Genomic DNA, 26,564 nt, shown 5'->3' with positions numbered 1-26,564 from the left:
AGCCTACTGCGCCTGGGGAGCGGCCCGACTGGGCGCACGGGACCTTCGCCCCGGCCGACGAGGCGGCAGGGGCGGTTCGCGGGTCCAGCGGTCGTCAGTGGTGCATGAGGGTGTGGACGGTGTCACGGTGCCGGGTCGGCGTGGCTCAGCTCACCAGAGGCCGCCGAAGAGGCCGCCGTGCGCCATGCCGAGGAAGAAGCCGACGCCGGAGGCGCCGAGGCCCAGGATCAGGAAGAAGCGCTCACGGGTGGTCTCGGAGATCCACTGTCCGTAGGCGCCCGTGAAGATCCCCACCAGGCCGGTCCACGAGCTGAGCAGGTGGAGGTTGTCGAACATCGCCGTGATGAAGGACACCGCCCCGAGCAGCAGGGTCGCCGCCATCATGGCGTGCTGCACGGGATGGGGTCGGCCGTCGGTGGCGAAGAGAGAGCCGGCGGTGTTGGGTCGCAATGCCTGTGCCATGGGCACCTCCTGCGGAAGGCGGCGCATCGTAGCGCCGTACACACCCGATGCGTACAGACTGAGGGTCCTCCCGGGCGGATTTCAACCGCAAGCACGCATGCAGGTAGTCTGTACCGTCTGCACCGGTGTCTGCCCAGGCACAGCCAGGGCGTCCGCCCAGCTCGGCGCGGGGACGTCGCAAGCCGACCCCGACTGTCAGTGGCGGCCGATACCGTTGCTAACGCATCACAACCCTCCTGCCACGGAACGACCGTGGCCGCTGAGTCCGAAGGAGGTGGGTTCCACATGCGTCACTACGAGGTGATGGTCATCCTCGACCCCGATCTCGAGGAGCGCGCTGTCTCCCCGCTGATCGAGAACTTCCTCTCCGTCGTCCGTGAGGGCAACGGAAAGGTGGAGAAGGTCGACACCTGGGGCCGTCGTCGTCTCGCGTACGAGATCAAGAAGAAGCCCGAGGGCATCTACTCGGTCATCGACCTGCAGGCCGAGCCTGCGGTCGTCAAGGAGCTCGACCGCCAGATGAACCTGAACGAGTCGGTCCTCCGGACCAAGGTCCTCCGTCCCGAGACCCACTGAGCTCTCCCGCTCAGCTGATCTCGGGAATCTGAGTAGCAGCACAGCAGCCAGCAGCAGCAAACCCGCCGAGAGGTTCCCCATGGCAGGCGAGACCGTCATCACGGTCATCGGCAATCTCGTCGATGACCCCGAGCTGCGCTTCACCCCCTCCGGTGCGGCGGTCGCGAAGTTCCGTGTCGCGTCCACCCCCCGCACCTTCGACCGCCAGACGAACGAGTGGAAGGACGGCGAAAGCCTCTTCCTGACCTGCTCGGTCTGGCGTCAGGCGGCGGAGAACGTCGCCGAGTCGCTCCAGCGAGGCATGCGCGTCGTCGTGCAGGGCCGGCTGAAGCAGCGGTCCTACGAGGACCGCGAGGGCGTCAAGCGCACGGTCTTCGAGCTGGACGTCGAGGAGGTCGGCCCCAGCCTGCGCAACGCCACGGCCAAGGTCACCAAGACCACCGGTCGCGGTGGCCAGGGTGGCGGCGGCGGTTACGGCGGCGGCCAGGGTGGCGGCGGCTGGGGCGGTGGCTCCGGCGGCGGCCAGCAGGGCGGCGGAGCCCCCTCCGACGACCCGTGGGCGACCAGCGCTCCCGCCGGTGGCAACTCCGGCGGCGGCGGTGGCGGCGGCTGGGGTGGGAACTCCGGCGGCGGCAGCGGTGGCGGCTACTCGGACGAGCCCCCCTTCTAAGGGCGGGTTCGCGTCCCAACTTCTTGATCACACAGGAGAAACACCATGGCGAAGCCGCCTGTGCGCAAGCCTAAGAAGAAGGTCTGCGCTTTCTGCAAGGACAAGGTCACGTACGTGGACTACAAGGACACGAACATGCTGCGGAAGTTCATTTCCGACCGCGGCAAGATCCGTGCCCGCCGCGTGACCGGCAACTGCACGCAGCACCAGCGTGACGTCGCCACGGCCGTCAAGAACAGCCGTGAGATGGCGCTGCTGCCCTACACCTCCACCGCGCGATAAGGGAAGGGTGACCGACACATGAAGATCATCCTCACCCACGAGGTCTCCGGCCTCGGCGCCGCGGGCGACGTCGTCGACGTCAAGGACGGTTACGCTCGCAACTACCTGATCCCGCGGAAGTTCGCTATCCGCTGGACCAAGGGTGGCGAGAAGGACGTCGAGCAGATCCGTCGCGCTCGCAAGATCCACGAGATCCAGACCATCGAGCAGGCCAACTCCGTGAAGGCCCAGCTCGAGGGCGTGAAGGTCCGCCTGGCCGTCCGCTCCGGCGACGCCGGTCGTCTCTTCGGTTCCGTCACCCCGGCCGACATCGCCTCGGCGATCAAGGCTGCCGGTGGCCCCGAGGTCGACAAGCGCCGCATCGAGCTCGGTTCGCCGATCAAGACCCTGGGCGCCCACGAGACGTCCGTGCGTCTGCACCCCGAGGTTGCCGCCAAGGTCAACATCGAGGTCGTCTCGGCCTGATCGCCGTGCTCGGCTCGCAGAGCTGAGAAGGGGCCGCACCTTTCGAGGTGCGGCCCCTTCCGCGTGTCCCGAAGCGAGTCACGGTTTCACGTGAAACGAGCCGGCTCGCAGTCCGCGGGTAAGGCCCCGGCCCCTGTCAGCGCGTCGCGCCGGTCACTATCCAGCGACCGGACCGGGCGCGGAGCCAGAGGGTCAGCAACCGCGTCGCCATCATCAGCGTCATCGCGCCCCACAGGGCGGTCAGCCCGCCGCCGAGCACCGGTACGAGCACGGCCACCGGTGCGAAGACGGCCAGTGTGAGCACCATCGCCCAGGCCAGGTAGGGGCCGTCCCCCGCGCCCATCAGTACGCCGTCGAGGACGAAGACGACGCCGCAGATCGGCTGGGAGAGCGCCACCACGAGCAGAGCCGGCAGCGCGGTGTCCTTCACGATCGGATCGCCGCTGAACAGGGGGAGGACGAGCGGTCGCGAGACCACGACGAGCACTCCGAGCACCACGCCCACGGCGATGCCCCACTCGACCATGCGGCGGCAGGCGGCCCGGGCGCCCTGGGCGTCGCCGGCGCCGAGATAGCGCCCGATGATCGCCTGCCCTGCGATGGCGATGGCGTCGAGGGCGAAGGCGAGCAGGCTCCACAGCGACAGGATGATCTGATGCGCCGCGATGTCGGCGTCGCCGAGACGCGCCGCCACCGCCGTGGCGATCATGAGGACGGCGCGCAGGGAGAGCGTGCGCACCAGCAGCGGCGCTCCGGCCTGGGCCGATGCCCGGATTCCGGCGGCGTCGGGACGCAGCGAGGCCCCGTGACGGCGGGCGCCCCGGACCACCACGGCGAGGTAGACCACGGCCATGCCGCACTGAGCGACGACGGTGCCCCAGGCGGAGCCGGCGATGCCGAGCCCCGCCCCGTAGACGAGCCCGACGTTGAGAAGGGCGTTGGCGAGGAAGCCCGAGATGGCGACGTAGAGCGGTGTCCTCGTGTCCTGCAGTCCGCGCAGAACGCCGGTCGCGGCCAGCACGACGAGCATGGCCGGTATGCCGAGCGCCGAGATGCGCAGATAGGTGCTCGCGTGGGGGGCGGCGGTGTCGGAGGCGCCGAACGCCCCCACGAGCGCGGGTGCCGTGGGCAGGACGACGGCGATCACGGCGGCGCCGAGCAGCAGCGCCAGCCAGATGCCGTCCATGCCCTGGCGGATGGCCGCCGGGAGGTCGCCGGCCCCCACGCGACGGGCGACGGCCGCCGTGGTGGCGTAGGCGAGGAAGACGAACACGCTCACGGCGGTCGTGAGGAGTGCGGAGGCGATGCCCAGGCCCGCGAGCTGAGCCGTGCCGAGGTGGCCCACGATCGCGCTGTCGACCATGACGAAGAGAGGCTCGGCGACGAGCGCTCCGAAGGCCGGAACTGCCAGTGCGACGATCTCACGATCGTGTTGTCGCCGGGTGGCCTTGGCGGCCGCAGGAGCCTGTGTCATGAGCACCAATCTAATCTTCCACAGGTAAGTGATGCAATGAACCTCTGACCCTTACAGGGCCTCTGGTCAGGCCGCTTCTCGCGCACCGTTCGAGGCGATCTTGGCCCGACCGGGAAACTTTTTCTTCTGCACAGCCGGTGGATGGTGAACCTGCAGGTCACAGCGGTTCCCCAGTGAAATACGAGGGCTTGTTCACAGGGCTGTCCACCGGGTCGTGCACAGGTTTCGCGCAGTTCTCCACAGCATAGGGCCGGTCGTCCACATGGCCTGTGGATAACCAGATTGGCTGACGCCGCTCACGGGCCTACCGTGGTCCGGCGCCCGCTCCGTCCACCGGCTGGGGAACCCCCTGCGGAACCCACCCGCCAGGACCGGAGTTGGGCCTCTCAGTTGTCAGTGCCGTGGCGTAGAAATGACGTGCCCGGCGAGGTCCGCTCCGCGGACGGGAGGAGGTGGCTCGGTGAGCATTTCCGAGCCCTTGGACGATCCCTGGGCCGACGCTGGCCCCAGCGATCGTCTGCCCTCTTCCCGGCGGCGCGGCGACGTGGGCCGCGGACGGGACGAACAGCACGACCGGGGCAGGGACAGCGGCGAGTGGGACGGCGGCGGCACGGCCTTCGAGCGAGTGCCGCCCCAGGATCTGGACGCCGAACAGTCCGTGCTCGGCGGCATGCTCCTGTCCAAGGACGCCATCGCCGACGTCGTCGAGATCCTCAAGGGCCACGACTTCTACAAGCCCGCCCACGAGACGATCTACCAGGCGATCCTCGACGTCTACGCCAAGGGCGAGCCGGCCGACCCCATCACCATCGCCGCCGAGCTCACCAAGCGCGGCGAGATCAACAAGGTCGGCGGCGCGTCGTACCTGCACACGCTCGTCCAGACCGTGCCCACGGCCGCCAACGCCGAGTACTACGCGGAGATCGTCCACGAGCGGGCGGTGCTGCGCCGCCTGGTCGAGGCCGGCACCCGCATCACCCAGATGGGATACGCGGCCGACGACGACGTCGACGAGATCGTCAACCGTGCCCAGGCGGAGATCTACGCCGTCACCGAGCAGCGCACCAGCGAGGACTATCTCCCCCTCGGCGACATCATGGAAGGCGCCCTCGACGAGATCGAGGCGATCGGCTCGCGCAGCGGCGAGATGACCGGCGTGCCGACCGGGTTCACCGACTTCGACTCGCTCACCAACGGGCTGCATCCCGGTCAGATGATCGTCATCGCCGCCCGTCCCGCCATGGGAAAGTCCACGCTCGCGCTGGACTTCGCGCGGGCCGCGTCGATCAAGAACAACCTACCCAGCGTGATCTTCTCCCTGGAGATGGGGCGCAACGAGATCGCGATGCGCCTGCTGTCCGCCGAGGCGCGGGTCGCCCTGCACCACATGCGTTCCGGGACGATGACCGACGAGGACTGGACCCGGCTCGCCCGCCGGATGCCGGACGTCTCGGCCGCCCCGCTCTTCATCGACGACTCCCCGAACCTGTCGATGATGGAGATCCGGGCCAAGTGCCGCCGTCTCAAGCAGCGCAACGACATCAGGCTGGTCGTCATCGACTATCTCCAGCTCATGCAGTCCGGCGGCTCCAAGCGCGCCGAGAACCGCCAGCAGGAGGTCTCGGACATGTCCCGTAACCTCAAGCTCCTCGCCAAGGAGCTGGAGATCCCCGTGATCGCGCTGTCCCAGCTCAACCGTGGCCCGGAGCAGCGCACCGACAAGAAGCCCATGGTCTCCGACCTGCGTGAGTCGGGCTCCATCGAGCAGGACGCCGACATGGTGATCTTGCTGCACCGTGAGGACGCGTACGAGAAGGAGTCGCCGAGGGCGGGCGAGGCCGACCTGATCGTGGCCAAGCACCGTAACGGCCCCACGGCGACGATCACGGTCGCCTTCCAGGGTCACTACTCACGCTTCGTGGACATGGCCCAGACCTGAGCCTGCGGGCTGTCACCTGTCCTTCGCGCGGGCCTTCAGCCGGGGGGCTTTCAGCCGGGCTGGAAGAACGCGAGCATCTTCCGGGCGGCGTCCGGCGATGTCAGCAAGGCCTGGATCTTCGCGGACATCCGGGCGGCGGCACCGGTGCGTGCGAACATCTCGCGTTCGTACTCTTCGACGGCCGTCGGAAAGTCATCCGGGTGCGATGCCAGCGCGAGACCCAGCAGGGCGCCGTCCAGCAGCGCCATGTTGGCGCCCTCTCCGACCGGCGGCATCAGATGCGCGGCATCGCCGATCAGCGTGACGTCCGGTCTCGACGGCCAGGTCAGTCCGACCGGGAGAGCGGTGATCGGCCGCGGCACCACCGTGTCGTCACAGGCCGCGATCAGCGCGGTGAACCGTGGGTCCCAGCCGGGGAGCAGGTCGATCAGCCGCTCCCGGGCGGCGGCCGGATCGTCGAACGGGATCCCGGCACCGGCGAACCAGTCCTCGCCGGTGCCGTAGAAACTGAGGCCGATGCGCACGCGGCCGTCGCCGTTGCGCTGTGCCGCCAGGGACACTCCGTTGCCGAGCACCCAGTAGTTGCCGCGCCCGACCATCGCCGCGAGGTCGGGATGCGTGCGGTCGATGTCGGGAATGCCGATCTCGACGACGTTCTGGCCGATGTGCGCCGGGCGGGCGTCGGTGAGCAGCGGACGGACCCGGGAGCGCGCGCCGTCCGCGCCGACCAGAAGGTCGTACGTCGCAGTGGTGCCGTCGGCGAAGCGGAGCAGGCCGTCACCGGCGGATGCGAACGTGCGGCCCCAGCGCACCATGTCGTCGGGGAGGGAGTCCAGCAGCAGATCGCGCAGATCGGAGCGGTCGACCTCGGGTCGCTCCAGTGGGGCGTCGTCGGGCGTGTCCTCCTGGAGCAGCAGAGTGCCGTCCGGTTCGAGCAAGCGCATGTCCTGGCCCTCGCCGCGGGCTATCGCGTGGAAGCCGTCGATCAGTCCGGCCTCCCGTAGCGCCCGCTGGCCGGAGTGGATGTCGAGCATGCCGCCCTGCCCGCGTGCGGCGCGGGACGATTCACGTTCGTACAGGACGGCGTCTATGCCGTTCATGTGCAGCAACCGGGCAAGGGCCAAGCCGCCCAGACCCGCTCCGACGATGGCGATGGTCACGGCCGCCTCCTTCGATACGCCGTATCAGTCGATACACTGTATCGCGCGATGCGATGTATCGTGGGCGGCATGTTGGTGTGGGAGAGGCCGGAGCCGCCGAATCGCCCCGTACCGGCCGCGTTGAGCCGGGAACGGATCGTGCGAGCGGCGATCCGGCTGGCCGACGCGGACGGTCTGGACGCGGTGTCGCTGCGCAAGATCGCCGGGACGCTCGACGTCCGGCCGATGCGGCTCTACGGCTACATCGTCGGCAAGGAGGAGCTGCTCGACCTGATGGTCGACGCCGCCTACGCCGAGATCCGGCCCGTCGGAGACGGCTGGCGGGAGGTGCTCCGGTCTCTCGCCGAAGCCACCCGGCACGCCGTCCACGAGCACGAATGGCTCGCCGACCTCCTGGGTGGCCGCCCCCAGCTGGGTCCGCACGCGCTGGCCAGCGGGGAGAGCGTGATGGCCGCGCTGGGCGACGTGGACGTGGACGCCGTCATGCCGGTGGTCGCCGCGGTCAACGCGTACGTCATCGGTGCGGTGCGTCGGGAGATCGCCGAGCGGCGTGCCGAGAGGGCCACCGGGATGGACGAGAAGCGTTGGCAGGCCTCTCTCGGGCCCTATTTGGAGCGGACTTTCGCCACCGGGCGGTTCCCCGCGCTGGCCACGGTGGTGCGCGATGCCGCCCACCACGACGCCGACCACACCTTCCGTATGGGCCTCGACTTCCTGCTCGACGGCATCGAAGCGCATATGGCGAGGTGACGCGGGGCGCAAGAACCCGATCGGCCACAACCTGAGGTGGGCGGGGCAGAGGGAATGGGCTCGACTCACGCTGTCGGGCCAGGTGGACTGGCCCCATGACGACATTCCATGAAGAGCTGCTCCCCGGCACCCGGCGTGCGCTGCTGCACAGGATCGCCGTGGCCCAGGCCGAGGGCAGGTCCCCGTCGCTCGTCGCCGCGGTCGTGCGCGACGGGCGGGCCGTGTGGCACGGAGCGCGTACCTCGGTCGACGGACACGGTCCCGATGAGAACGTGCAGTACCGCATCGGATCGATCACCAAGACCTTCACCGCGGTGCTGGTGATGCGGCTGCGTGACGAGGGGGCGCTCGACCTCGAGGACCCGTTGGAGAAGCACCTTCCGGGTACGGGCGCGGGCGAGGCGACGATCGCCCAACTGCTCGCCCACACCGGCGGACTGGCTGCCGAATCGCCCGGCCCCTGGTGGGAGCGGACACCGGGCTCTTTGCGCCCCGACCTCGCCGACGTCCTCGGCGACCGCCCTGTCCTGCATCCGGGCGGCCGCCGGTTCCACTACTCCAACCCCGGCTACAGCCTTCTCGGGGCCCTGGTGGAGGAGCTCCGAGGAGCGTCGTGGGACGAGGTCCTACGGCGTGAAGTGCTCGAACCCCTGGGCCTTGATCGTACGAGTACACGACCCCGGCACCCCCATGCCGGCGGCTGGGCGGTGCATCCGTGGGCCGATGTCCTGCTGCCCGAGCCCGCCGAGGACTTCGGCCGGATGGCCGCGGCGGGTCAACTCTGGTCAACGGCAGGGGATCTGGCCCGGTTCGCGGCGTTCCTCGCGCACGGCGACGACCAGGTGCTCTGCGCTCGGACGCTGCGGGAGATGCGAACGCCCGCGGCGCCGGCCGACCCGGCGGATCTCGCGGACGGCGGCTCCTACGGGCTCGGTCTGCGGATCGAGAACCAGGGCGGGCGCGTACTCGTGGGCCATTCCGGGTCGGTTCCGGGGTTCCTGGCGAGCCTTGCCCTGAGCGTGTCGGACGACGTCGCGGCGGTGGTGCTCGCCAACTGCACCTCCGGTCCGATGGTGACCCAGGTGGCCGCCGACCTCGTGGGTATCGTCGCCGAGGCGGAGCCGCGCATTCCCGAGCCCTGGCGGCCGTCGCCGCACGTCGACCGTTCGCTGCTGGAACTGACCGGCCCCTGGTACTGGGGGACCAGTCCGTACGCGCTGCGGGTCACGGATGACGGCCTCCTCAGCCTTGCACCGCTCTCCGCCGGCGGCAGGCGTTCACGGTTCCGGACCAACGGCGACGGCACCTGGACAGGCATGGAGGGCTACTTCGCGGGCGAGATCCTTCAGGCCGTTCGACGCCCGGACGGCTCTGTGGACCATCTGGACCTCGGCTCGTTCGTGTTCACCCGTCAGCCTTACGACGAAGGCGCCGCCGTACCCGGTGGTGTCGACGCGGAGGGGTGGCGGGGAATCGGCTAGTCGCCTATGGAGAGCGGCAGTTGAGGCAGCGCCCTGTTTCACGTGAAACAGGGCGCTTCTCCGTTGGTGTTCCGCGGTCTCAGATGTGGAGCTTGAAGCCGACGTGCGAGGCCACGAAGCCGAGCCGCTCGTAGAAGCGATGGGCGTCGGTACGCGTGGCGTCGGACGTCAGCTGCACCAACTGGCATCCCGCCCGCCGGGACTCCTCGACCGCCCACTCGATGAACTGCGTTCCCAGGCCGCTGCCGCGTTCGTCGGCGTGGACTCGGACGCCCTCGACGATCGACCGGGTGGCTCCACGCCGGGACAGGCCCGGGATGATCGTCAGTTGGAGGGTGCCGACGACCCGGCCTTCTCTCACGGCGACGACGACCCGTTGGTTCGGGTCGGAGCTGAGCCGTTCCAGCGCGGTGGCGTAAGGGGCCAGATCGTCCGGTGATTCCCGCTGCGCCCCCAAGGGGTCGTCCGCGAGCATGGCGACGATAGCGGGGATGTCGTCGGCGACGGCGGGGCGTATTTCAAGATCTCCCATGACCGCAGCCTACGCAGTGGCGGGCGTCGTCTTCAGCGTCTCCACGGCCCGGACCAGCGGGGCGAGTTCGGGGTTCCTCGCCGCCGCGTCGAGGGCTTCGCGCAGCGCCGCGTCGTTGGTCGGGCGCGCCTCGCCGAGCAGGCGGAGGCCGGCCTCGGTGACGTTGGTGTAGATGCCGCGACGGTCGGTGGGGCAGAGGTAGCGCTCCAGGAGGCCACGGTCCTCGAGCCGGGTCACCAGCCGGGTGGTAGCGCTCTGGCTGAGGACGACCGCGTCGGCGACCTGCTTCATCTGCAGATGGCCGCCCTCGCCGTCGTGCTGACGGCTGAGCACGTCGAGCAGGGAGTACTCGCGCACGCTCAGGTCGTGACGGGTCTGCAGCGCACGCTCGATGTGCGCCTCGATCCTCCCGTGCAGCAGGGAGAGGGCGCACCAGCCCTGGGCGAGCGCGGTGAGAGCGGGGTCCGTCGCGGTCATGCGCGTCCTTCCTCCGTCGGGGAGCGGCTGAACCCAAGGATAAGGCAACATCGCGAAATACGGCGTTTGCATATATTCAGCGTCTGCAACTATTGTCGGGGCACGTAAAGCGCCCCTGCAATCATCATGGAAGGCGTATCCCACCATGCCTCTCGCGCTCCTTGCCCTGGCGATCGGAGCCTTCGGGATCGGGACCACCGAGTTCGTGATCATGGGCTTGCTGCCCGAGGTCGCGGCCGACTTCGGGGTCTCCATCCCCACCGCGGGCTTCCTCGTGACCGGTTACGCGCTGGGCGTCATGTTCGGCGCCCCCCTGATGACCGTCCTCGGCACCAGGCTCTCCCGCAAGCGGATGCTGATGCTGCTGATGGGCCTGTTCATCGCTGGCAACCTGCTGTCCGCCGTCGCCCCCGCGTTCGCCGTCATGCTGGCCGGCCGGATCGTCGCCTCGCTGGCACACGGCGCCTTCTTCGGCATCGGCTCGGTCGTCGCGGCCGATCTCGTCGCCCCCGACAAGAAGGCCGGCGCCATCGCGATGATGTTCACCGGTCTGACCGTCGCCAACGTCGTCGGCGTCCCGCTGGGCACCCTGGTCGGCCAGAGCGCCGGCTGGCGCGTCACCTTCGCCGTCGTCGCGGCGCTCGGTGTGGTGGGCCTGGCCGGCATAGCCAAGCTGGTGCCCGACATGCCCCGGCCGGAGGGCGTACGCCTGCGCCACGAGCTCGCCGCCTTCAGGAACGCACAGGTGCTGCTCGCCATGGCGATGACCGTCCTCGGCTTCGGCGGCGTCTTCGCCGCCATCACCTACATCGCACCGATGATGACCCGCGTGGCCGGCTTCGCCGACGGCTCCGTGACCTGGCTGCTGGTCCTCTTCGGGCTCGGGATGGTCGCAGGCAACCTCGTGGGCGGCAGGTACGCCGACCGCGCCCTGATGCCGATGCTGTACGCCTCCCTGGGCGCCCTGGCCGTCGTCCTGGCGCTCTTCACGCTCACCGCTCACGACAAGGCCCTCGCGGCCGTCACGATCGCTCTGATCGGCGCCCTGGGCTTCGCCACCGTCCCGCCGCTGCAGAAGCGGGTTCTCGACCAGGCGCACGGCGCGCCGACGCTCGCCTCGGCGGTGAACATCGGCGCCTTCAACCTCGGCAACGCCCTGTCCGCCTGGCTCGGCGGCATGGTCATCGCCGCCGGCCTCGGGTACACCGCTCCCAACTGGGTGGGCGCGGCCCTCGCCGCCGCCGCTCTGCTCCTCGCGTTCGTCTCTTCCACGCTGGAGCGCCGGGAGAGCGCAGCCGAAGCCTCGAGTGCCGTCGTCGCCGGCGGTACGCCGACAGGGCGGCGGGCCACCGTTCACCACTGAGAGCGGCCGGGACGCCGGCTCCGCCGAGTTGATCTCCTACGGCACTCGGCGCTTCAGCTGAACGCCCCACCGCGCTCGGCCGCCCGCTGTTCATCGCGGGCGGCCTGGCGGGTACCGCACCTCACGGGGCCCGGCATGCCTGTGTCCGCACCGTCAGCCGGCCGCCACGGTGAGCGGCGCGAACCGCCGGCTCCAGTCACCGGGCAGTTCGGCGATCCCGTAGGTCATGACGGCGTTGAAGCCGACGGAGGCCAGGCCCCGGGCCTTCAGCCACGCCAGCAGTTCCTCGTGCCGTACGTCGACGTCGGTGCGCAGAGGACGGTCCGTACGGGCGGCCAAGGACGCCACGAGCGCCTTCGCGGTCTCGGTGTCCCGGGCGATCAGCGGGCCCACGACGTGGGTGTCCATGTTGGGCCATGCGGCGGCGTAACCGATGATCCGGCCGTTCTCCTCGGCGACCCGTACCTGGTCGGCGAAGGCGGGAAGCCGGGCGAGGATGTGGGTGCGGTCGGTGCCGAAGACCTCCTGGTCGAGCTTGACGATCGTGGCGAGGTCCTCGGCCGTGGCCGCGCGGGTCATGCCGTCGGGGCGGACGTCGCCCCCGGTGAAGCGGCCCCGCACCATCTCCGCACGCCCCGTGGTCTTGAAGCCCAGCTCCTCGTAGAGGGGCCGCCCGTACTCGGTGGCGTGAAGGGTCAGCGGAGTGGTGCCCATGGCGGAGACGACGTGGCGCATCAGCCGTCGGCCCACGCCCTGCCTGGCGTGCCGGTCGGCGACCAGCACCATGCCGACGGCGCCGAGGACCGGCCGGCCGTGCGGACCGTATTCGGTGACCACGCAGGCGCTGACGAGGCCTCCATCGGGGTCGTCGATGCCGTAGCCCGTTCCGGCGGTGAGGAGGAGGCCCCATTTGTGTTCCTCGCGTGGCCACCCCCGGTCCTCTGACAGATCGGCGCATGCCGTGAGGTCACGGTGCGTCAGGCGGCGGATGGGGAGGGTGGCGGGGGAAGGAGTCGGCACGCGGAACAGGCTGTCCGATCGGTGGCTCGGTCGTCCACCTCATTCCTGGGGTACGTAGGCGCTTTAGGCCATGTCGCCCGGAGCTTGCACGGCGTGGGGCTGTTTCACGTGAAACACCGTCGCGCTCGGCACCGCCGCGTCGCCGTTGCCCAGCCCGGGCCTCCTCGGTCGGTGAAGGGGGGCGTGTGAGGGGAGAACGATGCCCGGTATGGTCGAGTCCGGTTCGTGTCCGGAACGTGATCTGCGCGGTGCGGTGCGTGCGTCCCGCGCGAGCCGACGGCCTCAGGCAGCCGGGACCAGGGGACCGCGGCCAGGGCGGCCGTGCGACAGGACGCAGACGCCGGCTGGCCGCGAGGGGAAGCAGGCACCTTCCAAGGGGCAGGTGCGCAGACCGACCGAAAGACGTGCGAGGCGAGGCACACCATGGACGCTCCGACCACCAGGTCGGCCGACAAGGACACGTCCGACGGCGAGGAGGGATGGTTCACGCCGCACAAGCAGCCTGAACCGCCCACCGAACCCGACCGGGCGGCCTCCGCCCCTCCCGAACCTCCGATGGCCGCCCCGCCCCCCGGGCCTTCGCAACTGTCGGCTCCCGCCCGACCCGGCATCGCCTCATGGCCCGGGGTCCCCGCCGAACCGGCTGTGCCCAGTAGGAACGCTTCCTCGGACGCCGTCCTCATCCGCAGGGCCATGGCCGAGGTGACCCCCGTGGCCGACGACGTCACGTCGTACTTCTACGCACTGCTCTTCATCCGCCACCCCGAGCTGCGCTCGCTCTTCCCGCCCGCGATGGACGTTCAGCGGGACCGGCTGCTGAAGGCCCTGCTGATCACCGCCGAGCGCCTCGACGACACCCCGATGCTGGACGAGTACCTGCAGAACCTGGGCCGTGGTCACCGCAGGTACGGCACCCGCCCCGAGCACTACCCGGCCGTCGGCGAGTGCCTGATCGAGGCCCTCGGCGCCTACGCCGGCTCCGTCTGGGACGCCGAGACCGAGGCGGCCTGGGTTCGGACCTACACCAGGATCTCCCAAGTGATGATCGACGCGGCGGCCGCCGACGAACTGCGCGCCCCGCCCTGGTGGAACGCGGAGGTCGTCTCCCACGAACTGAGAACCCCGGACGTCGCCGTCCTCACTGTCCGGCCCGACCAGCCCTATCCGTTCCTCGCGGGGCAGTACGCGAGCCTGGAGACACCGTGGTGGCCGCGGATCTGGCGGCACTACTCCTTCGCCTCCGCCCCCCGCTCCGACGGACTGCTCACGTTCCACGTGAAAGCCGTCCCGGCGGGCTGGGTGTCCAACGCGCTGGTGCACCGCGCCCGCCCCGGCGACATCGTCCGGCTCGGCCCGCCCGCCGGCTCGATGACCGTCGACCACACCAACGACAGCGGGCTGCTCTGCCTGGGCGGCGGCACCGGGATAGCGCCCGTCAAGGCGCTGGTCGAGGACGTCGCCGAACGCGGCGCACGGCGACCGGTCGAGGTCTTCTACGGCGCACGCAGTGATCAGGACCTGTACGCGATCGAGACGTTGCTCGGGCTCCAGCAGTCCCACTCCTGGCTGCAGGTACGCCCCGTGGTCGACGACCGGGACCGCCTTCTGCGACTCCCCGACGCCCTGCGCGGATTCGGCCCCTGGGCCGGATACGACGCCTACGTCTCCGGGCCGCCCGAACTGATCCGCAAGGGAGTGGACTCCCTGAGCGCCTCGGGCATCCCCGCGGAGCGCATACGTCACGACGCGGTCGAGGAACTCGCCGGCACCAGGCCCTGACCTCGCGACCCGGACATCACCCCAGGTCCGGGGCGTGCATGGCACGGACGCCCTCGATGTTGCCGTCGAGGTAGTGCCGCAGGGACAGCGGGACGAGGTGGACGGAGGCGATCCCGACCCGGGTGAACGGCACACGGACGATCTCGTACTCGCCGACGGGCTCGTCGACCTCGGGACCGTGCCGCAGGGCCGGGTCCATGGAGCCGAGCCGGCAGACGAAGAAGTGCTGCACCTTCACGCCGGTCGCGCCGCCGTCCTCGCCGATGTGCTCGACGGTGTCGACGAAGCAGGGCACCACATCGGTGATCTTGGCGCCGAGCTCCTCGTACACCTCCCGGTGCAGGGCCTCGACGACGGTGGCGTCCTCCAGCTCGACGCCGCCTCCGGGCGTGAGCCAGTAGGGATCCATGCCGGGCTTGGTGCGCTTGATCAGGATCAGGTCGTCACCGTCCAGCAGAACGGCGCGTGCGGTGCGCTTGACCACGGGTCGGACGGTCATGGGAGAAATGTGGCCCGGCTGGTTCCACGTGAAACATCCCGCATCGTCACCGGTCGAACCCTCACCGTGACGCCTGCCGGAACACGCTCAGCACCACTCGGCGGCCGCGCTCAGCAGCCAGTCGTGTGCCCGCGCTATGTGCGGCATCGCCAGGGTGCCACTGCGCACCACCAGGACGTATGTCCGCAGCGGCGGCACCGTGGGCTCGTGCAGTTCCACCAGATCACCGCGGGCCAGGTCTGCCGCGCAGAGATAGCGCGGCAGAACCGCCAGCCCCGCACCCGCCAGGGCGCACGCCAGCACCGCGCGCAGGTCGGGGACGATCACAGTGCCCGAAGCCGTGGGGCGGGCGTCGAAGACGGAGGCCCAGTAGCGGGAGACGAGGGGGAGCGACTCGTGCACTTCGATCACCGGTAGGTGCTCCAGCGCGGCGGCGCCCTTGCGCTGCTGTTGCCGGGCACTGATCAGCTCGGCCCGGTCCGGAGCGGCGACCAGAACGTGCTCCTCGTCGCACAGCGGGGTCGCCGTGAGCAGGGTGCCGCGCGGTCGCACCGTACTGATCGCCATGTCGTGGTGCCCGGCGGCCAGCCCCTCCAGCACCTCCTCGGCGGTCCCGAAGGAGGCGCGTAAGGAAAGGGAATGCCCCTCCTCGCCGGCCAGTTCGGTGAGGGCCGGGAGAGCCCGTGCGGCGGTGAACTCCGGAGGGCCGGCGAGGTGCAGCGTCCGTGCCGCGGATTCGTCGTCGAGCCCGGTCTCGGTGATCTCCACCAGGGCGTCGAGGTGCGGGGCGGCCTTGTGTGCGAGCTCGTCGCCGATCGACGTCGGGGTGACTCCGCGGGCCTGGCGCAGGAACAGCGGTCGCCCGAGCTGCCGTTCCAACGTGCGGATCTGGGAGGTGACAGCCGGCTGGGACAGCCCCAGCAGGGCGGCGGCACGGGTGAACGAACCGGCCCGGTGCACGGTCACGAAGGTGCGCAGCAAGGCCAGATCCATGGAGCGTGTTCTCCCTTCCCTGCCTTTCCCCGGCCCGAGGCAGGGGCCAACTATAAATAAGTCGATAGGCCCCTGTCGCTACCGTGATTGGACACTGACACAGAGTCAACTAGCCTGGATCAGGCGGTTCTTCGCGCGTGGAGCCGCGGACGGTCCGAGCCACGAGGGGGGAGGTTCGGACCGTCCGGTGCGCCCGGCGCTCCACCGGACGAGGTCCGCACATCCGTCATCGGCCCGACTCGTCCAGCGCACGCAGCACATCCGCCACGAGGTCCTCGGGATCCTCGGCGCCGACCGACAGCCGGATGAAGCCCTCCGGCACCGCGTCCCCGCCCCAGCGACCCCGCCGCTCTGCCGTGGAACGCACCCCGCCGAAGCTGGTCGCGTCGTCCACGAGCCGCAGCGCGTCGAGAAAGCGCTCCGCACGCGCGCGCGTGGGCAACGTGAAGGACACCACGCATCCAAAGCGCCGCATCTGCCGCGAGGCGATCTCGTGGGACGGGTCGCCCGGCAGCCCCGGATACCGCAGCCCGCTCACCTCGCTTCTGCTCCGCAGCGCCTCGGCCACGGCCAGGGCACCGGCGGTCTGCCGGTCGACGCGCATCTGCAGAGTGGCGATCGACCGGTGGGCGAGCCAGGCCTCCATCGGACCGGGAATCGCGCCGACGATCTTGCGCCAGCGGCGCACCGCCGACATCGGCTCACCGGCGCGCCCGGTGACGTATCCGAGGAGGACGTCGCCGTGCCCGGTGAGCTGCTTGGTGCCGCTGGCCACCGAGAAGTCGGCGCCCAGCTCCAGGGGACGCTGTCCCAGCGGCGTCGCCAGGGTGTTGTCCACCGCCACCAGAGCGCCACGCGTGTGTGCCGCCTCGACGAGCCGACGGATGTCGCACACGTCGAGCCCGGGGTTCGACGGCGACTCGATCCACAGCAGCTTCGCGCCGTCGAGGACGTCGAGCTGGGCGTCTCCGCCGGTGGGAGCGGTCCGCACCACGATCCCGTAGGCCTCCAGCTGGGCACGGACCAGGGGCAGCGCCTGGTATCCGTCGTTCGGCAGCACGACGGTGTCGCCGGTGCGCAGCTGGGAGAAGAGCACCGCCGAGACGGCGGCCATGCCCGAGGCGAACGCGAGGGTCTCGACGTCGTCCTGTCCCGGCGCCTCGAGCTCACCGATGGCGCGCTCCAGGTGCGTCCAGGTCGGGTTCTCGTCCCGACCGTAGGTGTAGGGGCCGGTCGGCTCGCCCGGCAGGTGGAAGTGCGCGGCGAACACGGGGCCGGGCAGGGTCGGCTCGTACTTCACCGGGTCGGGCAGGCCGGCCCGCACCGCGCGTGTGCCCTCGCCGGCGCCCCCGGAGAAGCCCCCGGTCGCAGCGGAACCGCTCATGTCGCCCGTCCTTCCACAGCCTCGCGTACCGAGGCGAGCAGACCGACGCTCGCCTCCTCCACCATCTCAAGGCAGTCGTCGAAGCCGTCCGGCCCCCCGTAGTAGGGGTCGGGGACGTCGAGGTCGTCGCCCGCCGAGGGAGCGTACGAACGCAGCAGACGGACCTTCTGGGCGTCCTCCGGGGTGGGCGCGAGGAGGCGCAGGGCCCTGAGGTGGCTGGAGTCCAGGGCGATCACCAGGTCGCGCCGGGCGAACCAGGACCGGTCGAAGACGCGGGCCGTGTGCGCGGTGGCGTAACCGCTCTTCTCGAGGACCGCGACGGTGCGCGGGTCGGCGTCCTCGCCCACGTGCCAGTCGCCCGTTCCGGCGCTGTCGATCTCGACGAGTCCGTCGAGTCCGGCCTCCGTGACGTGTGCGCGGAAGACGGACTCGGCCATCGGGGAGCGGCAGATGTTGCCGGTGCACACGAAGCAGACGCGGTATGTCATCGCGTGGTCAGTCCTTGTCGGGCAGGACGACGTTGAGCGCCCAGGAGACGACGGAGATGACGAGGCCGCCGAGCACGGCCGCCCAGAAACCGTCGACGTGGAAACTGAGGTCGAGTTTGCCGGCCAGCCACGAGGTCAGCAGCAGCATCAACGCGTTGACCACGAGGGTTATCAGGCCGAGCGTGAGGACGAACAGCGGGAAGGTCAGCACCTTCACCAACGGCTTCACCATGAAGTTGACGAGGCCGAAAAGCAGCGCCACCGCGATCAGGGTGCCGACCTTATTGCCGGTGCTGTCGCCGGTCAGAGTGATCTTGTCGAGCAGCCAGACGGCGACCGCCAGGGCGCCCGCGTTGGCGATCGTCTTGACTACGAAATTCTTCATGTGTCTGATCGTGGCAGACGAGATCGGCGACGAGCGTGGGCGAGGGCGATGAAGGCATTCCGGCTGGACGAACTGGAGGCGGAGAGAGCCGCCAACGACGGTGCCTACCTGCAGTTTCTGCGGGAGCGGAACATGTCGGTCGGGCTGTACGCGCTCGATGCGGGAGCGAATGATCCGCAAAACCCCCACAATCAGGACGAGGTGTACTTCGTCGTGAGCGGACGGGCCTCCCTCACGGTCGGGTTGGAGACCACCCAGGTGGCACGGGGCAGTGTGGTGTACGTGCCCGCCGGGGTCGCCCACAAGTTCCACCACATCAGCGAGGACCTGCGCGTTCTGGTCGTGTTCTCGCCGCCGGAGGGATGACCCTCTCCACCCCGCAGGGGATGCGGCGTCTCAGGGTTCCCTAGGGGGACGATCAGGGGAGGACAAGGGACGCGAGGCCTCCGTCGGCATCCCTCGCGCCCTAGCATCGACGGCAGGACATCGAAGATCCGGCCCGTCGGGGCTCGGACATCCGACGAGACGAGGACGAGGGCGATGCGAGAGATCTTCGCGGGACTGCCGTGGTGGGTGAAGTGGGTGGCCGTGCCGGTCATCGCGCTGGTCGTGTTCGGCGGCCTGATAGCGAGCGTGGTCGGCTTCGTCATCGGACTGCTCTTCAAGCTGCTGGTGTTCGTGGCGCTGGTCGCCGGACTGGTCTACGTGGTGCGGAAGTTCACGTCGAGTTCCTCCTCGCGCGGCGACTGGTGAGCGGCGCGGACGGCCGGCGTCGGTAACAGGAATCGCCTGTTACCTCGGCCGGGGGAAGTTTCCCCGACAGCCTGACTGTGAGCGGTGGCGGACGGTTAAAGTCCGGAACCCGACGCGGGGACGACCCCCGCGAGCGGCGTATCCCCCTCCCGTGTTCCCCCACACGGACCGCCCCCTCGCGCTTCGGGAGTAACCCTTGGCCACGGTTGACACCGCATCAGCGGAACCGTACGGACCCCCCGCCCGGCCGTGTTCCGCGCCCCCGCTCCAGCGCCCGCCGGCCAGGGGCGTTCCCGAACAGCCGCATTCCGCGACCCTCATCAGCTCCGTCCAGCGCGCGATGCGGCTGCTGGAATCCGTCGCCGAGCACGAGTGCGGCGCACCGGCCAAACAACTGGCTCGCGAGACCGGCCTCGCGCTTCCCACCGCCTACCACCTGCTGCGGACCCTCGTCCACGAGGGGTATCTGCGCCGCGACAAGGGGCTGTTCTTCCTGGGGGAGGCGGCTGTGCGGCTGGGCGCCAGCGGGGCGGCGCAGAAACGTCGCAGCACGGTGGTCGACACCCTCGCCCACTGGCGCGATTCGATCGGTGTGCCGGTCTACTACGCCGTCTACCGGGAGGGCGAGATCGAGGTCATGTGCGTCTCCGACACCCCGGGCAACCCGGCGGTCGAGGAGTGGGCCGACTTCCGCGAGACCGGGCACGCGCACGCCATCGGCCAGTGTCTGCTGTCCCAGTTGGACGAGGACTCCCGCCGCGACCATCTGACCCGCTATCCCGTGCAGTCGATCACCCCGTACACCGTCCGTGACGACCACACGCTGATGCGTCGGCTGGCCCGGGTGCGGCGGATGGAGGCGGTCGTCGAGCGCCAGGAGTACGCGCTGGGCACGGTCTGCGCGGCGATCCCGATCACCGTGGGCACCTCGGCGGCGACGATGGCGATCTCACTGCCGGCCCATCAGTCGGACCGGCTGCTCTCGGCCGCGCAGCAACTGCAGCGCGAGGTCGGACGCATGCTCGGGTCGCTCGCGCTCTCTATCAGTATCTGAAAACTCACTCCTTGTGATCTGTCGTGCACTTTCAGCAAGATGCCACCAGTGTCAGGGGTTGATTCCCAGCCATCTACGGCAATGACGGGGTAAGGCGATGCGCGAGTCCGTGCAGGCAGTACAGGCAGAGGTCATGATGAGCTTCCTCGTCTCCGAGGAGCTCTCGTTCCGTATCCCGGTCGAGCTGGGCTACGAGACCTGCGATCCCTACGCCGTGCGCCTCACCTTTCACCTGCCCGGTGATGCGCCGGTGACCTGGGCGTTCGGGCGGGAGCTGCTGATCGACGGGGTGGGCAGACCGTGCGGCGAGGGCGATGTGCGGGTCTCGCCCCTCGACCCCGGATCGCTCGCCGAGGTTCTGATCCGGCTTCAGGTGGGCGGCGACCAAGCGGTGTTCCGTTCTTCCACGGCTCCGCTCGTGGCCTTCCTCGACCGCACCGACAAGCTCGTCCCGCTGGGCCAGGAGGGTGCGCTCGCCGACTTCGACGCCCATCTCGACGAGGCTCTGGACCGGATCCTGGCGGAGGAACAGAGCGCCGGCTGAAGCGTCGCGCCGGGGAGGGCGACGGACGCTTCAGCGCGGGGAGGGGCTCTGCAGGAACGTTCACTCAGGGCGGTACGGGGCTCGGATGCCGAAGGCGCGCGGATGACGTGCCGGGCGACCGGCCCCGGTCAGCGCTTGCGGCGCCGGCCCTTGCCGCTGCGAGCAGCCGCAGGCGACGTTCCCGCGGTCGCGGTGGCCGGCCCTGAAGACCTCGCGTCCGGGACCGCCTTGCCCACAGAAGCCGGTCCGGGCCGGTCGGCCGAGACAACGAGGGCCGCGAGCGCGGTCGTCACCGGGACCGAGGCGACCAGGCCGATCGAGCCCACCAGCGTGCGCACGATCTCCTCGGCGACCAGCTCACTGTTGGCGACCGTGCCGACGCTGCTCTGCGCGATCGAGAAGAGCAGCAGCAGCGGCAGCGCGGCACCGGCGTAGGCGAGTACGAGGGTGTTGACCACGGACGCGATGTGGTCACGGCCGATGCGGATGCCGGCCCGGTACAGCGCGCGCCAGCCCATCGACGGGTTGGCCTCGTGCAGTTCCCAGACCGCGGAGGTCTGCGTGACCGTCACGTCGTCCAGGACGCCGAGCGAACCGATGATGATGCCGGCGAGCAACAGACCGCTCATGTCGATCGAGGGATACAGGCCGTGGATCAGCCCGGTGTTGTCGTCCGTGTTGCCCGTCAGAGCGGCCCAGTCGACGAACCAGGACCCGAGCACGCCGATCAGCAGCAGGGAGATGAGCGTGCCGAGGACGGCCACGGAGGTGCGGGCCGACAGACCGTGGCACAGGTAGAGCGCGATCAGCATGATGGCGCTCGACCCGACGACCGCGACGGCCAGGGGGTTCGACCCCTGCAGGATGGCGGGTAGGACGAAGAAGTTGAGCACCAGGAAACTGATGGCCAGCGCGACCAGCGCCATGACGCCCCGCAGCCGCCCGACGATCACCACGGCGACCGCGAAGATCCCGGCGAGCAGTCCCATCGGCAGCTTGCGGTTGATGTCGGTGACCGAGTACTGCAGGTCCTTCGGCGCGGAGGGCTCGTAGGCGACCACGACCTTCTGCCCCTGTTCCAGCTGCCGTGTCTGGTCCGGCTGGACGATCTCCGTGAACGTACGGCCCTTGTCCTTGCCGGTGTCCACCCGGATCGTGGCCCGTTTGCAGGTTCCCTTCGCCTGCTGTTCGGCGGAGGAGCCCTCGGCCGTGGAGGTGTCTCCGGTCGGGGGCACGCCCGAGGCGTTCACCGAGGAACAGCTCAGGCTCTCGATCTTGGTGACCGTCGCCTGGTGGGTCTGCCGGTCGAAGCCCACCCCGGTGCGCTCGTGCGGTGGGGCGCCGCCGGGCCACAGCACGACGAGCCCGGCGAGCACGGCCACCGCGAACGGGATCAGGACGGCGGCGATGACCTTGCGCAGATGCCGGGAGACGGGGGCAGCCGGCCCGTGGCTGTGACTGTGCGAATGCCCATGTCCACCGCCCGGCCCGTGGCCTCCCGCACCGTGACTGCCCGCGCCGTGATCACCTGGCCCGTGGCCGCCGGGTCCGTGGCCGCCGGGTCCGTGATGGTCCCGCCGGTGGTCGTCTTGACGGTGACGGTCCCGTCCGCGGTCGTCGTCCGGTCCCGGCCCGCCGCCGCCCGGACGGCGAGGCTGTTCCGGTGGCGGATACGGAGGCTGGTGAGTCGTGGTCACCGACCGATCATCGCAAGAACCGCTGGGGCCCACTGTTCACCGCGCCACACATGCCGCTAGCGTGGAGGCACCTTTTGTACACGCGGGAGCTCGGAGCACCGGGCTGAGAGGGCGCTGACCTCCGTCTTCGCGATGTTTCACGTGGAACGTCACCAACACGAGTGATGACTCACACGAAACGTCGGCAGACGGCAATCGCTGCGTCGACCGCTGAACCTGTTACCGGGTAATGCCGGCGTAGGGAGTAGGTCTCATGACCAACAAGGACGCACGCACGCCTGCCTCCACGCAGATCTCCACCGAGGTCTCCGTCGACGGGGAGGCCGGAAAGTCCATCGGCTGGCACAAGGCGTACGTCGAGGGCAGCCGCCCCGACCTGCGGGTACCGGTCCGCCAAGTGCACCTCACCAACGGCGATTCGGTCACGCTGTACGACACCTCCGGTCCGTACACCGATCCGCACGTCGACACCGATGTCCGCCGGGGACTGCCTCCGCTGCGGGAGAACTGGATCATCGCCCGGGGCGACACCGAGGAGTACGCGGGCCGCCCCGTCCGCCCCGAGGACGACGGGGTCAAGCACACCTCGCCGCGCGGTGGTCTGCGCAACCTCGACGCGGTCTTCCCGGGGCGGCCGCGGCTGCCGCGTCGAGCCCGGGCCGGCGAGGCGGCCACCCAACTCGCCTATGCCCGGCGGGGAGAGATCACGCCAGAGATGGAGTACGTGGCCATCCGGGAGAACGTGGCACCGGAGGTCGTCCGCGAGGAGATCGCAGCGGGTCGCGCGGTGCTGCCCGCCAACGTCAACCACCCGGAAATCGAGCCGATGATCATCGGCAAGAGGTTCCTGGTGAAGGTCAACGCCAACATCGGCAACTCGGCGGTGACGTCCTCCATCGAGGAGGAGGTCGAGAAGATGACCTGGGCGACCCGGTGGGGCGCCGACACCGTCATGGACCTGTCCACCGGCCGGAACATCCACACCACCCGCGAGTGGGTGCTGCGCAACTCCCCCGTACCCATCGGCACGGTGCCGCTCTACCAGGCGCTGGAGAAGGTCGACGGCAAGGCCGAGGAACTGACCTGGGAGATCTACAAGGACACGGTCATCGAGCAGGCCGAGCAGGGGGTGGACTACATGACCGTCCACGCGGGCGTCCGTCTCCCGTATGTCCCCCTGACGGCGAACCGCAAGACCGGGATCGTCTCCCGCGGCGGTTCGATCATGGCCGCGTGGTGTCTGGCCCACCACAAGGAATCGTTTCTGTACGAGAACTTCGAGGAGCTCTGCGAGATCCTCGCGGCCTACGACGTCACGTACTCGCTGGGCGACGGTCTGCGTCCCGGCTCGATCGCGGACGCCAACGACGCCGCGCAGTTCGCGGAGTTGAGGACGCTCGGGGAACTCAACCGGATCGCGAAGCGTTTCCATGTACAGACGATGATCGAGGGCCCGGGCCACGTCCCGATGCACAAGATCAAGGAGAACATCGACCTTCAGCAGGAGATCTGTGATGAAGCTCCGTTCTATACGCTCGGCCCGCTGACGACGGACGTCGCCCCGGCGTACGACCACATCACGTCCGGCATCGGCGCCGCGATGATCGCCTGGTGGGGCACGGCCATGCTCTGCTACGTCACGCCCAAGGAGCACCTGGGCCTGCCCAACCGGGACGACGTCAAGACCGGCGTCATCACCTACAAGATCGCCGCCCATGCGGCCGACCTCGCCAAGGGGCACCCCGGAGCCCAGGAGTGGGACGACGCCCTGTCCGACGCCCGTTTCGAGTTCCGCTGGGAGGACCAGTTCAACCTGGCCCTCGACCCGGACACGGCCCGTGAGTTCCACGACGAGACGCTGCCGGCGGAGCCGGCCAAGACGGCTCACTTCTGCTCGATGTGCGGGCCGAAGTTCTGCTCGATGAAGATCAGCCAGAGCATCACCGAGCGGTTCGGCGGTGGGTCGGCGGAGGGAGCGACACCGGAGGAGATAACGGAGGGGATGCTGCAGAAGTCGAAGGAGTTCGCGGCGAGCGGCAACCGGGTGTACCTCCCCATGGCGGACTGAGGCAGCACAGGCCGACATAGGCCGGCTTGCGCTCCCGTCGGGGCGCAAGCCGGAGGCCTATTCCGGCTGGTGCTCCGGGCCTCCGAAGTCCGGGCTGGTGTAGTCCGGGCTCGAGTAGCTCGGGCGCGGGCCGGCCGCAGGGCCGTCGTCGGGACTGGTGAAGCCCGGGCGGTCGTAACCGATCTTCGGCAGGCGGCCGCCGAGGGCCGGCGGGGTCGGTGCGGGATGTTCGGCGTCGGCCGCGGCGGGATCGGCGAGAGCCTCGCGCAGGAACGGCACGATGCCCCGTGCCAGCAGGGCTTCCCGCCAGGCCTCCTTCGCGCGGTCCACCTCCTCGCTGCGTTCGCCGTACCGGCCGGCCTCCAGGGAGGGCCGGTTGCGCAGGGCGGTGAGCAGGAGCCCGACGGTGGCGACGAGAATCGCGGCCGCGGCGACCGCGCCGAACGCCCACCCGACGTTGACCATGGCCTCGGCGGCCGTCGCCCCGGGATCGAGCATCCTGAGCACGTAGCCGACGAGCAGGAAGATCACCGCGGCGGTTCCGGCGAGGACGGGGGTGAGGACGGCCGCGATGGCGACGGCGCCCGCCCCGGCGGCCTCGGCCACCTGGGCCGCCTCGCCCACGGTGGCGAGCCCCAGCCCGCCCATGCCCGGCTCGCCGGCGTCCTGGCCGGAGGCGGAGGGGGTGGACGAGGAGGGGTGGCGCAGTTCCTCGCGGACCTTCACATAGTGCTGGTACTCGGTCGCCGCGGCTGCCGTGATGAGGGCGGTGGCGTTGAGCGCCATGGTGCGCAGCTGTTCGGCGTTGAGCCGTTGGCCGACGGCGGTCAGTTCCGGGTGGTGTGGTGCGGCGCGCAGCGCCTCGTCGAGGATCCGCTCGTACTCCTGGCGGTCCTCGCTGTGCAGGTGCTGCGGAACGCTGTTCATGTGCATCCCCCGATGCTCCGTAGGGCTTGGGGCTCGCATGCCAACGAGCCGTCGGGCAGAAACGGAGGGGAGCCTGCTACGGATGAACCGATGGTAGAGCGGCGACGGCCCGGGGTAACAGGGGGTTCGCGGAAATTGCCCCCTGGCCTGCGGCGCCGCCGGCGGGCCCGGCGCGGGGTGCGCCGGGTCCCGTGAACGGTCAGACGGCGAGCGGCAGTTGCTGGACCAGCAGCTTTCCGGCCATCGTCACTCCGCCGTCCATGGCGATGGCGAGTCCGTCGGCGTAGACGTGCGGTCCCTCGACCGCGGGCGCCGGGTCGTCGCCCTCCTCGGAGCCGACCTCACCCAGCAGGTACGGGATGGGGCTGTGGCCGTGAACGACGCGGTGGCCGCCGTAGGTGTCGAGCAGGGAGCGGGCGGCGTCTGCTCCGCCCTCGTCGCGGAAGGCGAAGCGCTTGGTGAACTTGCGGAACAGGTCCCACACCTCGTCCGCGTCGTTGCGGGTGATCGTCTCGCGGATGGTGTCGTTGACCGCTTCGATCGAGTCGCCGTAGTCCAGGTAGGCGGTGGTGTCCGAGTGCACGAGCAGGTGGCCGTCGACTTCCTCGACGGCGTCGAGGCGGGCCATCCACTGCAGGTGATGGTCCTGGAGACGGTCCATGTCCGCCTTCTGGCCGCCGTTCAGCAGCCAGGCGGCCTGGAAGGTGGCGGTGCCCGCGCCGGAGTTGACGGGGGTGTCGCCGAACCGCTTGGCGCCGAGCAGCAGCAGCTCGTGGTTGCCCATGAGGGCCTTGCAGTAGCCGCCGGCCGCGGCCGCCTCCGCGGACAGCCGCATGACGAGGTCGATGACGCCGATGCCGTCCGGCCCGCGGTCGGTGAAGTCGCCGAGGAACCACAGCCGGGCGGTGCCCGCGCACCACTGGCCGGTCGCGTCGATCAGCCCCTTGTCCTCGAGCGCGGCCAGCAGCTCGTCGAGGTAGCCGTGCACGTCGCCGACGACGAACAGCGGGCCCTGGCGGGTGGCCTGCGGCGGCGCCTGGGCGGCGGCGGGGTCGACGGTCACCTGGACGGTGTCGCCCCGGTTGATGACCGGCAGGTCGCGCTGGGTGGGCGTGTAGCCGTCGGGGTGCTCCGCCGGGTCATCGAGCGGCGGCGCGGCGTTTCCGGGATGCGCGCTCTCGGCGTACGGGCCGGTCTCGTGCACGTAAGCGGGCACCCGGAAGTCGCGCAACGTCGCCGTACGCTCCACCTCGGGTCCCTGACCGGCCCCCTGAGTCATCAGACCCCTCCACCATCGCGCCGCATCTGCACCGCTTCGGACTGTCTGGTCGTAACGGCCCGC

The 26,564-nt window shown here is 69.9% G+C and carries 28 protein-coding genes and 1 riboswitch; of the genes, 14 read left to right on the top strand and 14 right to left on the bottom strand.

All coding sequences use genetic code 11. The features are described from left to right. Positions 1–150: 150 nt before the first annotated feature. Entirely contained in the window at positions 151–462 is a 312-nt protein-coding gene (locus ACFYXA_RS25140; protein ID WP_389036564.1) for a hypothetical protein, read from the bottom strand. Positions 463–747: 285 nt separating this feature from the next. Between ACFYXA_RS25140 and rpsF the strand changes: the two genes are divergently transcribed. The 4 genes from rpsF to rplI all read left to right on the top strand — a co-directional run bounded on the left by rpsF (position 748) and on the right by rplI (position 2,455). Next, complete coding sequence (gene rpsF, locus ACFYXA_RS25135) at positions 748–1,038, top strand: 30S ribosomal protein S6 (protein ID WP_004950685.1); 291 nt, start codon at positions 748–750, stop codon at positions 1,036–1,038. Positions 1,039–1,117: 79 nt separating this feature from the next. After that, positions 1,118–1,708 carry a single-stranded DNA-binding protein gene (locus tag ACFYXA_RS25130; protein ID WP_389036560.1) on the top strand — a complete coding sequence of 197 codons (591 nt, stop codon included), beginning with the start codon at positions 1,118–1,120 and terminating at the stop codon, positions 1,706–1,708. Positions 1,709–1,753: 45 nt separating this feature from the next. Then, positions 1,754–1,990, top strand: a complete 237-nt coding sequence (gene rpsR / locus ACFYXA_RS25125) for a 30S ribosomal protein S18 (RefSeq protein WP_003949403.1) — start codon at positions 1,754–1,756, stop codon at positions 1,988–1,990. Between the two features lie 18 nt (positions 1,991–2,008). Beyond that, positions 2,009–2,455, top strand: coding sequence for a 50S ribosomal protein L9 (rplI, locus tag ACFYXA_RS25120; protein WP_130439189.1), 447 nt, complete (start codon positions 2,009–2,011; stop codon positions 2,453–2,455). Between the two features lie 136 nt (positions 2,456–2,591). On the opposite strand, the gene ACFYXA_RS25115 is transcribed toward rplI, so the two are convergent. Next, positions 2,592–3,929 (bottom strand): MATE family efflux transporter, encoded by a 1,338-nt coding sequence (locus ACFYXA_RS25115; RefSeq protein ID WP_389036556.1) that lies wholly within the window; start codon positions 3,927–3,929, stop codon positions 2,592–2,594. Positions 3,930–4,389: 460 nt separating this feature from the next. Between ACFYXA_RS25115 and dnaB the strand changes: the two genes are divergently transcribed. Beyond that, complete coding sequence (gene dnaB / locus ACFYXA_RS25110; RefSeq protein ID WP_130439193.1) at positions 4,390–5,868, top strand: replicative DNA helicase; 1,479 nt, start codon at positions 4,390–4,392, stop codon at positions 5,866–5,868. 50 nt (positions 5,869–5,918) lie between these two features. Here dnaB and ACFYXA_RS25105 read toward each other — a convergent pair whose 3' ends face one another. Beyond that, positions 5,919–7,028, bottom strand: coding sequence for an FAD-dependent oxidoreductase (locus ACFYXA_RS25105; RefSeq protein ID WP_389036552.1), 1,110 nt, complete (start codon positions 7,026–7,028; stop codon positions 5,919–5,921). Between the two features lie 69 nt (positions 7,029–7,097). On the opposite strand from ACFYXA_RS25105, the gene ACFYXA_RS25100 reads away from it, so the two are divergent. Together ACFYXA_RS25100 and ACFYXA_RS25095 are read left to right on the top strand one after the other, a co-directional pair. Continuing rightward, positions 7,098–7,778, top strand: coding sequence for a TetR/AcrR family transcriptional regulator (locus ACFYXA_RS25100; RefSeq protein WP_389036549.1), 681 nt, complete (start codon positions 7,098–7,100; stop codon positions 7,776–7,778). A 95-nt stretch (positions 7,779–7,873) separates the two neighbouring features. Beyond that, positions 7,874–9,259 carry a serine hydrolase domain-containing protein gene (locus ACFYXA_RS25095; protein WP_389036546.1) on the top strand — a complete coding sequence of 462 codons (1,386 nt, stop codon included), beginning with the start codon at positions 7,874–7,876 and terminating at the stop codon, positions 9,257–9,259. Positions 9,260–9,338: 79 nt separating this feature from the next. On the opposite strand, the gene ACFYXA_RS25090 is transcribed toward ACFYXA_RS25095, so the two are convergent. Both ACFYXA_RS25090 and ACFYXA_RS25085 read right to left on the bottom strand, forming a co-directional pair. Then, complete coding sequence (locus ACFYXA_RS25090; protein ID WP_352251191.1) at positions 9,339–9,791, bottom strand: GNAT family N-acetyltransferase; 453 nt, start codon at positions 9,789–9,791, stop codon at positions 9,339–9,341. 9 nt (positions 9,792–9,800) lie between these two features. Then, positions 9,801–10,268 carry a MarR family transcriptional regulator gene (locus ACFYXA_RS25085; protein WP_352251189.1) on the bottom strand — a complete coding sequence of 156 codons (468 nt, stop codon included), beginning with the start codon at positions 10,266–10,268 and terminating at the stop codon, positions 9,801–9,803. 145 nt (positions 10,269–10,413) lie between these two features. Between ACFYXA_RS25085 and ACFYXA_RS25080 the strand changes: the two genes are divergently transcribed. After that, positions 10,414–11,631 (top strand): MFS transporter, encoded by a 1,218-nt coding sequence (locus ACFYXA_RS25080; protein ID WP_389036541.1) that lies wholly within the window; start codon positions 10,414–10,416, stop codon positions 11,629–11,631. A gap of 153 nt (positions 11,632–11,784) precedes the next feature. Here the strand turns inward: ACFYXA_RS25080 and ACFYXA_RS25075 are convergent, their stop codons facing one another. Further along, positions 11,785–12,651 carry a GNAT family N-acetyltransferase gene (locus ACFYXA_RS25075; RefSeq protein WP_389036538.1) on the bottom strand — a complete coding sequence of 289 codons (867 nt, stop codon included), beginning with the start codon at positions 12,649–12,651 and terminating at the stop codon, positions 11,785–11,787. Between the two features lie 423 nt (positions 12,652–13,074). Here ACFYXA_RS25075 and ACFYXA_RS25070 point away from each other — a divergent pair, with 423 nt between their 5' ends. Then, a complete protein-coding gene (locus ACFYXA_RS25070) occupies positions 13,075–14,430 on the top strand; it encodes a globin domain-containing protein (RefSeq protein WP_389036535.1) in 1,356 nt (451 codons plus the stop codon). A gap of 16 nt (positions 14,431–14,446) precedes the next feature. Here the strand turns inward: ACFYXA_RS25070 and ACFYXA_RS25065 are convergent, their stop codons facing one another. The 5 genes from ACFYXA_RS25065 to ACFYXA_RS25045 form a co-directional block, all read right to left on the bottom strand. Continuing rightward, complete coding sequence (locus ACFYXA_RS25065) at positions 14,447–14,929, bottom strand: NUDIX domain-containing protein (protein ID WP_389036532.1); 483 nt, start codon at positions 14,927–14,929, stop codon at positions 14,447–14,449. An 87-nt stretch (positions 14,930–15,016) separates the two neighbouring features. Further along, complete coding sequence (locus ACFYXA_RS25060; RefSeq protein ID WP_389036529.1) at positions 15,017–15,922, bottom strand: LysR family transcriptional regulator; 906 nt, start codon at positions 15,920–15,922, stop codon at positions 15,017–15,019. 226 nt (positions 15,923–16,148) lie between these two features. Next, a complete protein-coding gene (locus ACFYXA_RS25055) occupies positions 16,149–17,306 on the bottom strand; it encodes a cystathionine gamma-lyase (RefSeq protein ID WP_389036526.1) in 1,158 nt (385 codons plus the stop codon). Continuing rightward, positions 17,303–17,794 carry a low molecular weight protein-tyrosine-phosphatase gene (locus ACFYXA_RS25050; RefSeq protein WP_389036523.1) on the bottom strand — a complete coding sequence of 164 codons (492 nt, stop codon included), beginning with the start codon at positions 17,792–17,794 and terminating at the stop codon, positions 17,303–17,305. The genes ACFYXA_RS25055 and ACFYXA_RS25050 overlap by 4 nt, the downstream gene beginning before the upstream one ends. 7 nt (positions 17,795–17,801) lie before the next feature. Beyond that, positions 17,802–18,179: a phage holin family protein gene (locus ACFYXA_RS25045; protein WP_389036519.1), complete on the bottom strand. Its 378-nt coding sequence runs from the start codon at positions 18,177–18,179 to the stop codon at positions 17,802–17,804. Between the two features lie 48 nt (positions 18,180–18,227). On the opposite strand from ACFYXA_RS25045, the gene ACFYXA_RS25040 reads away from it, so the two are divergent. From ACFYXA_RS25040 to ACFYXA_RS25025, 4 genes are all read left to right on the top strand, one after another. After that, positions 18,228–18,545, top strand: a complete 318-nt coding sequence (locus tag ACFYXA_RS25040; protein ID WP_130439221.1) for a cupin domain-containing protein — start codon at positions 18,228–18,230, stop codon at positions 18,543–18,545. A gap of 174 nt (positions 18,546–18,719) precedes the next feature. Then, complete coding sequence (locus tag ACFYXA_RS25035; protein ID WP_130439223.1) at positions 18,720–18,932, top strand: DUF5326 family protein; 213 nt, start codon at positions 18,720–18,722, stop codon at positions 18,930–18,932. 196 nt (positions 18,933–19,128) lie between these two features. Beyond that, positions 19,129–19,986 (top strand): IclR family transcriptional regulator, encoded by an 858-nt coding sequence (locus ACFYXA_RS25030; protein ID WP_389036515.1) that lies wholly within the window; start codon positions 19,129–19,131, stop codon positions 19,984–19,986. Positions 19,987–20,083: 97 nt separating this feature from the next. After that, positions 20,084–20,530, top strand: coding sequence for an SsgA family sporulation/cell division regulator (locus ACFYXA_RS25025; protein ID WP_130439227.1), 447 nt, complete (start codon positions 20,084–20,086; stop codon positions 20,528–20,530). Positions 20,531–20,658: 128 nt separating this feature from the next. Here the strand turns inward: ACFYXA_RS25025 and ACFYXA_RS25020 are convergent, their stop codons facing one another. Next, positions 20,659–22,227 carry a YibE/F family protein gene (locus ACFYXA_RS25020; RefSeq protein WP_389036511.1) on the bottom strand — a complete coding sequence of 523 codons (1,569 nt, stop codon included), beginning with the start codon at positions 22,225–22,227 and terminating at the stop codon, positions 20,659–20,661. A gap of 72 nt (positions 22,228–22,299) precedes the next feature. Next, positions 22,300–22,488: riboswitch (TPP riboswitch) on the top strand. On the opposite strand from ACFYXA_RS25020, the gene thiC reads away from it, so the two are divergent. After that, complete coding sequence (gene thiC, locus ACFYXA_RS25015; RefSeq protein WP_389036508.1) at positions 22,481–24,295, top strand: phosphomethylpyrimidine synthase ThiC; 1,815 nt, start codon at positions 22,481–22,483, stop codon at positions 24,293–24,295. It overlaps the preceding riboswitch by 8 nt. Positions 24,296–24,352: 57 nt before the next feature. Here thiC and ACFYXA_RS25010 read toward each other — a convergent pair whose 3' ends face one another. After that, entirely contained in the window at positions 24,353–25,228 is an 876-nt protein-coding gene (locus tag ACFYXA_RS25010; protein ID WP_389036505.1) for a hypothetical protein, read from the bottom strand. A 193-nt stretch (positions 25,229–25,421) separates the two neighbouring features. Next, positions 25,422–26,501: a metallophosphoesterase gene (locus tag ACFYXA_RS25005; RefSeq protein WP_352251163.1), complete on the bottom strand. Its 1,080-nt coding sequence runs from the start codon at positions 26,499–26,501 to the stop codon at positions 25,422–25,424. Between the last annotated feature and the right edge of the window lie 63 nt (positions 26,502–26,564).

It is taken from the genome of Streptomyces sp. NPDC002566, assembly GCF_042889585.1.
In the GTDB taxonomy this organism is placed as follows: domain Bacteria; phylum Actinomycetota; class Actinomycetes; order Streptomycetales; family Streptomycetaceae; genus Streptomyces.
This window is presented reverse-complemented; position numbering and strand designations above follow the sequence as displayed.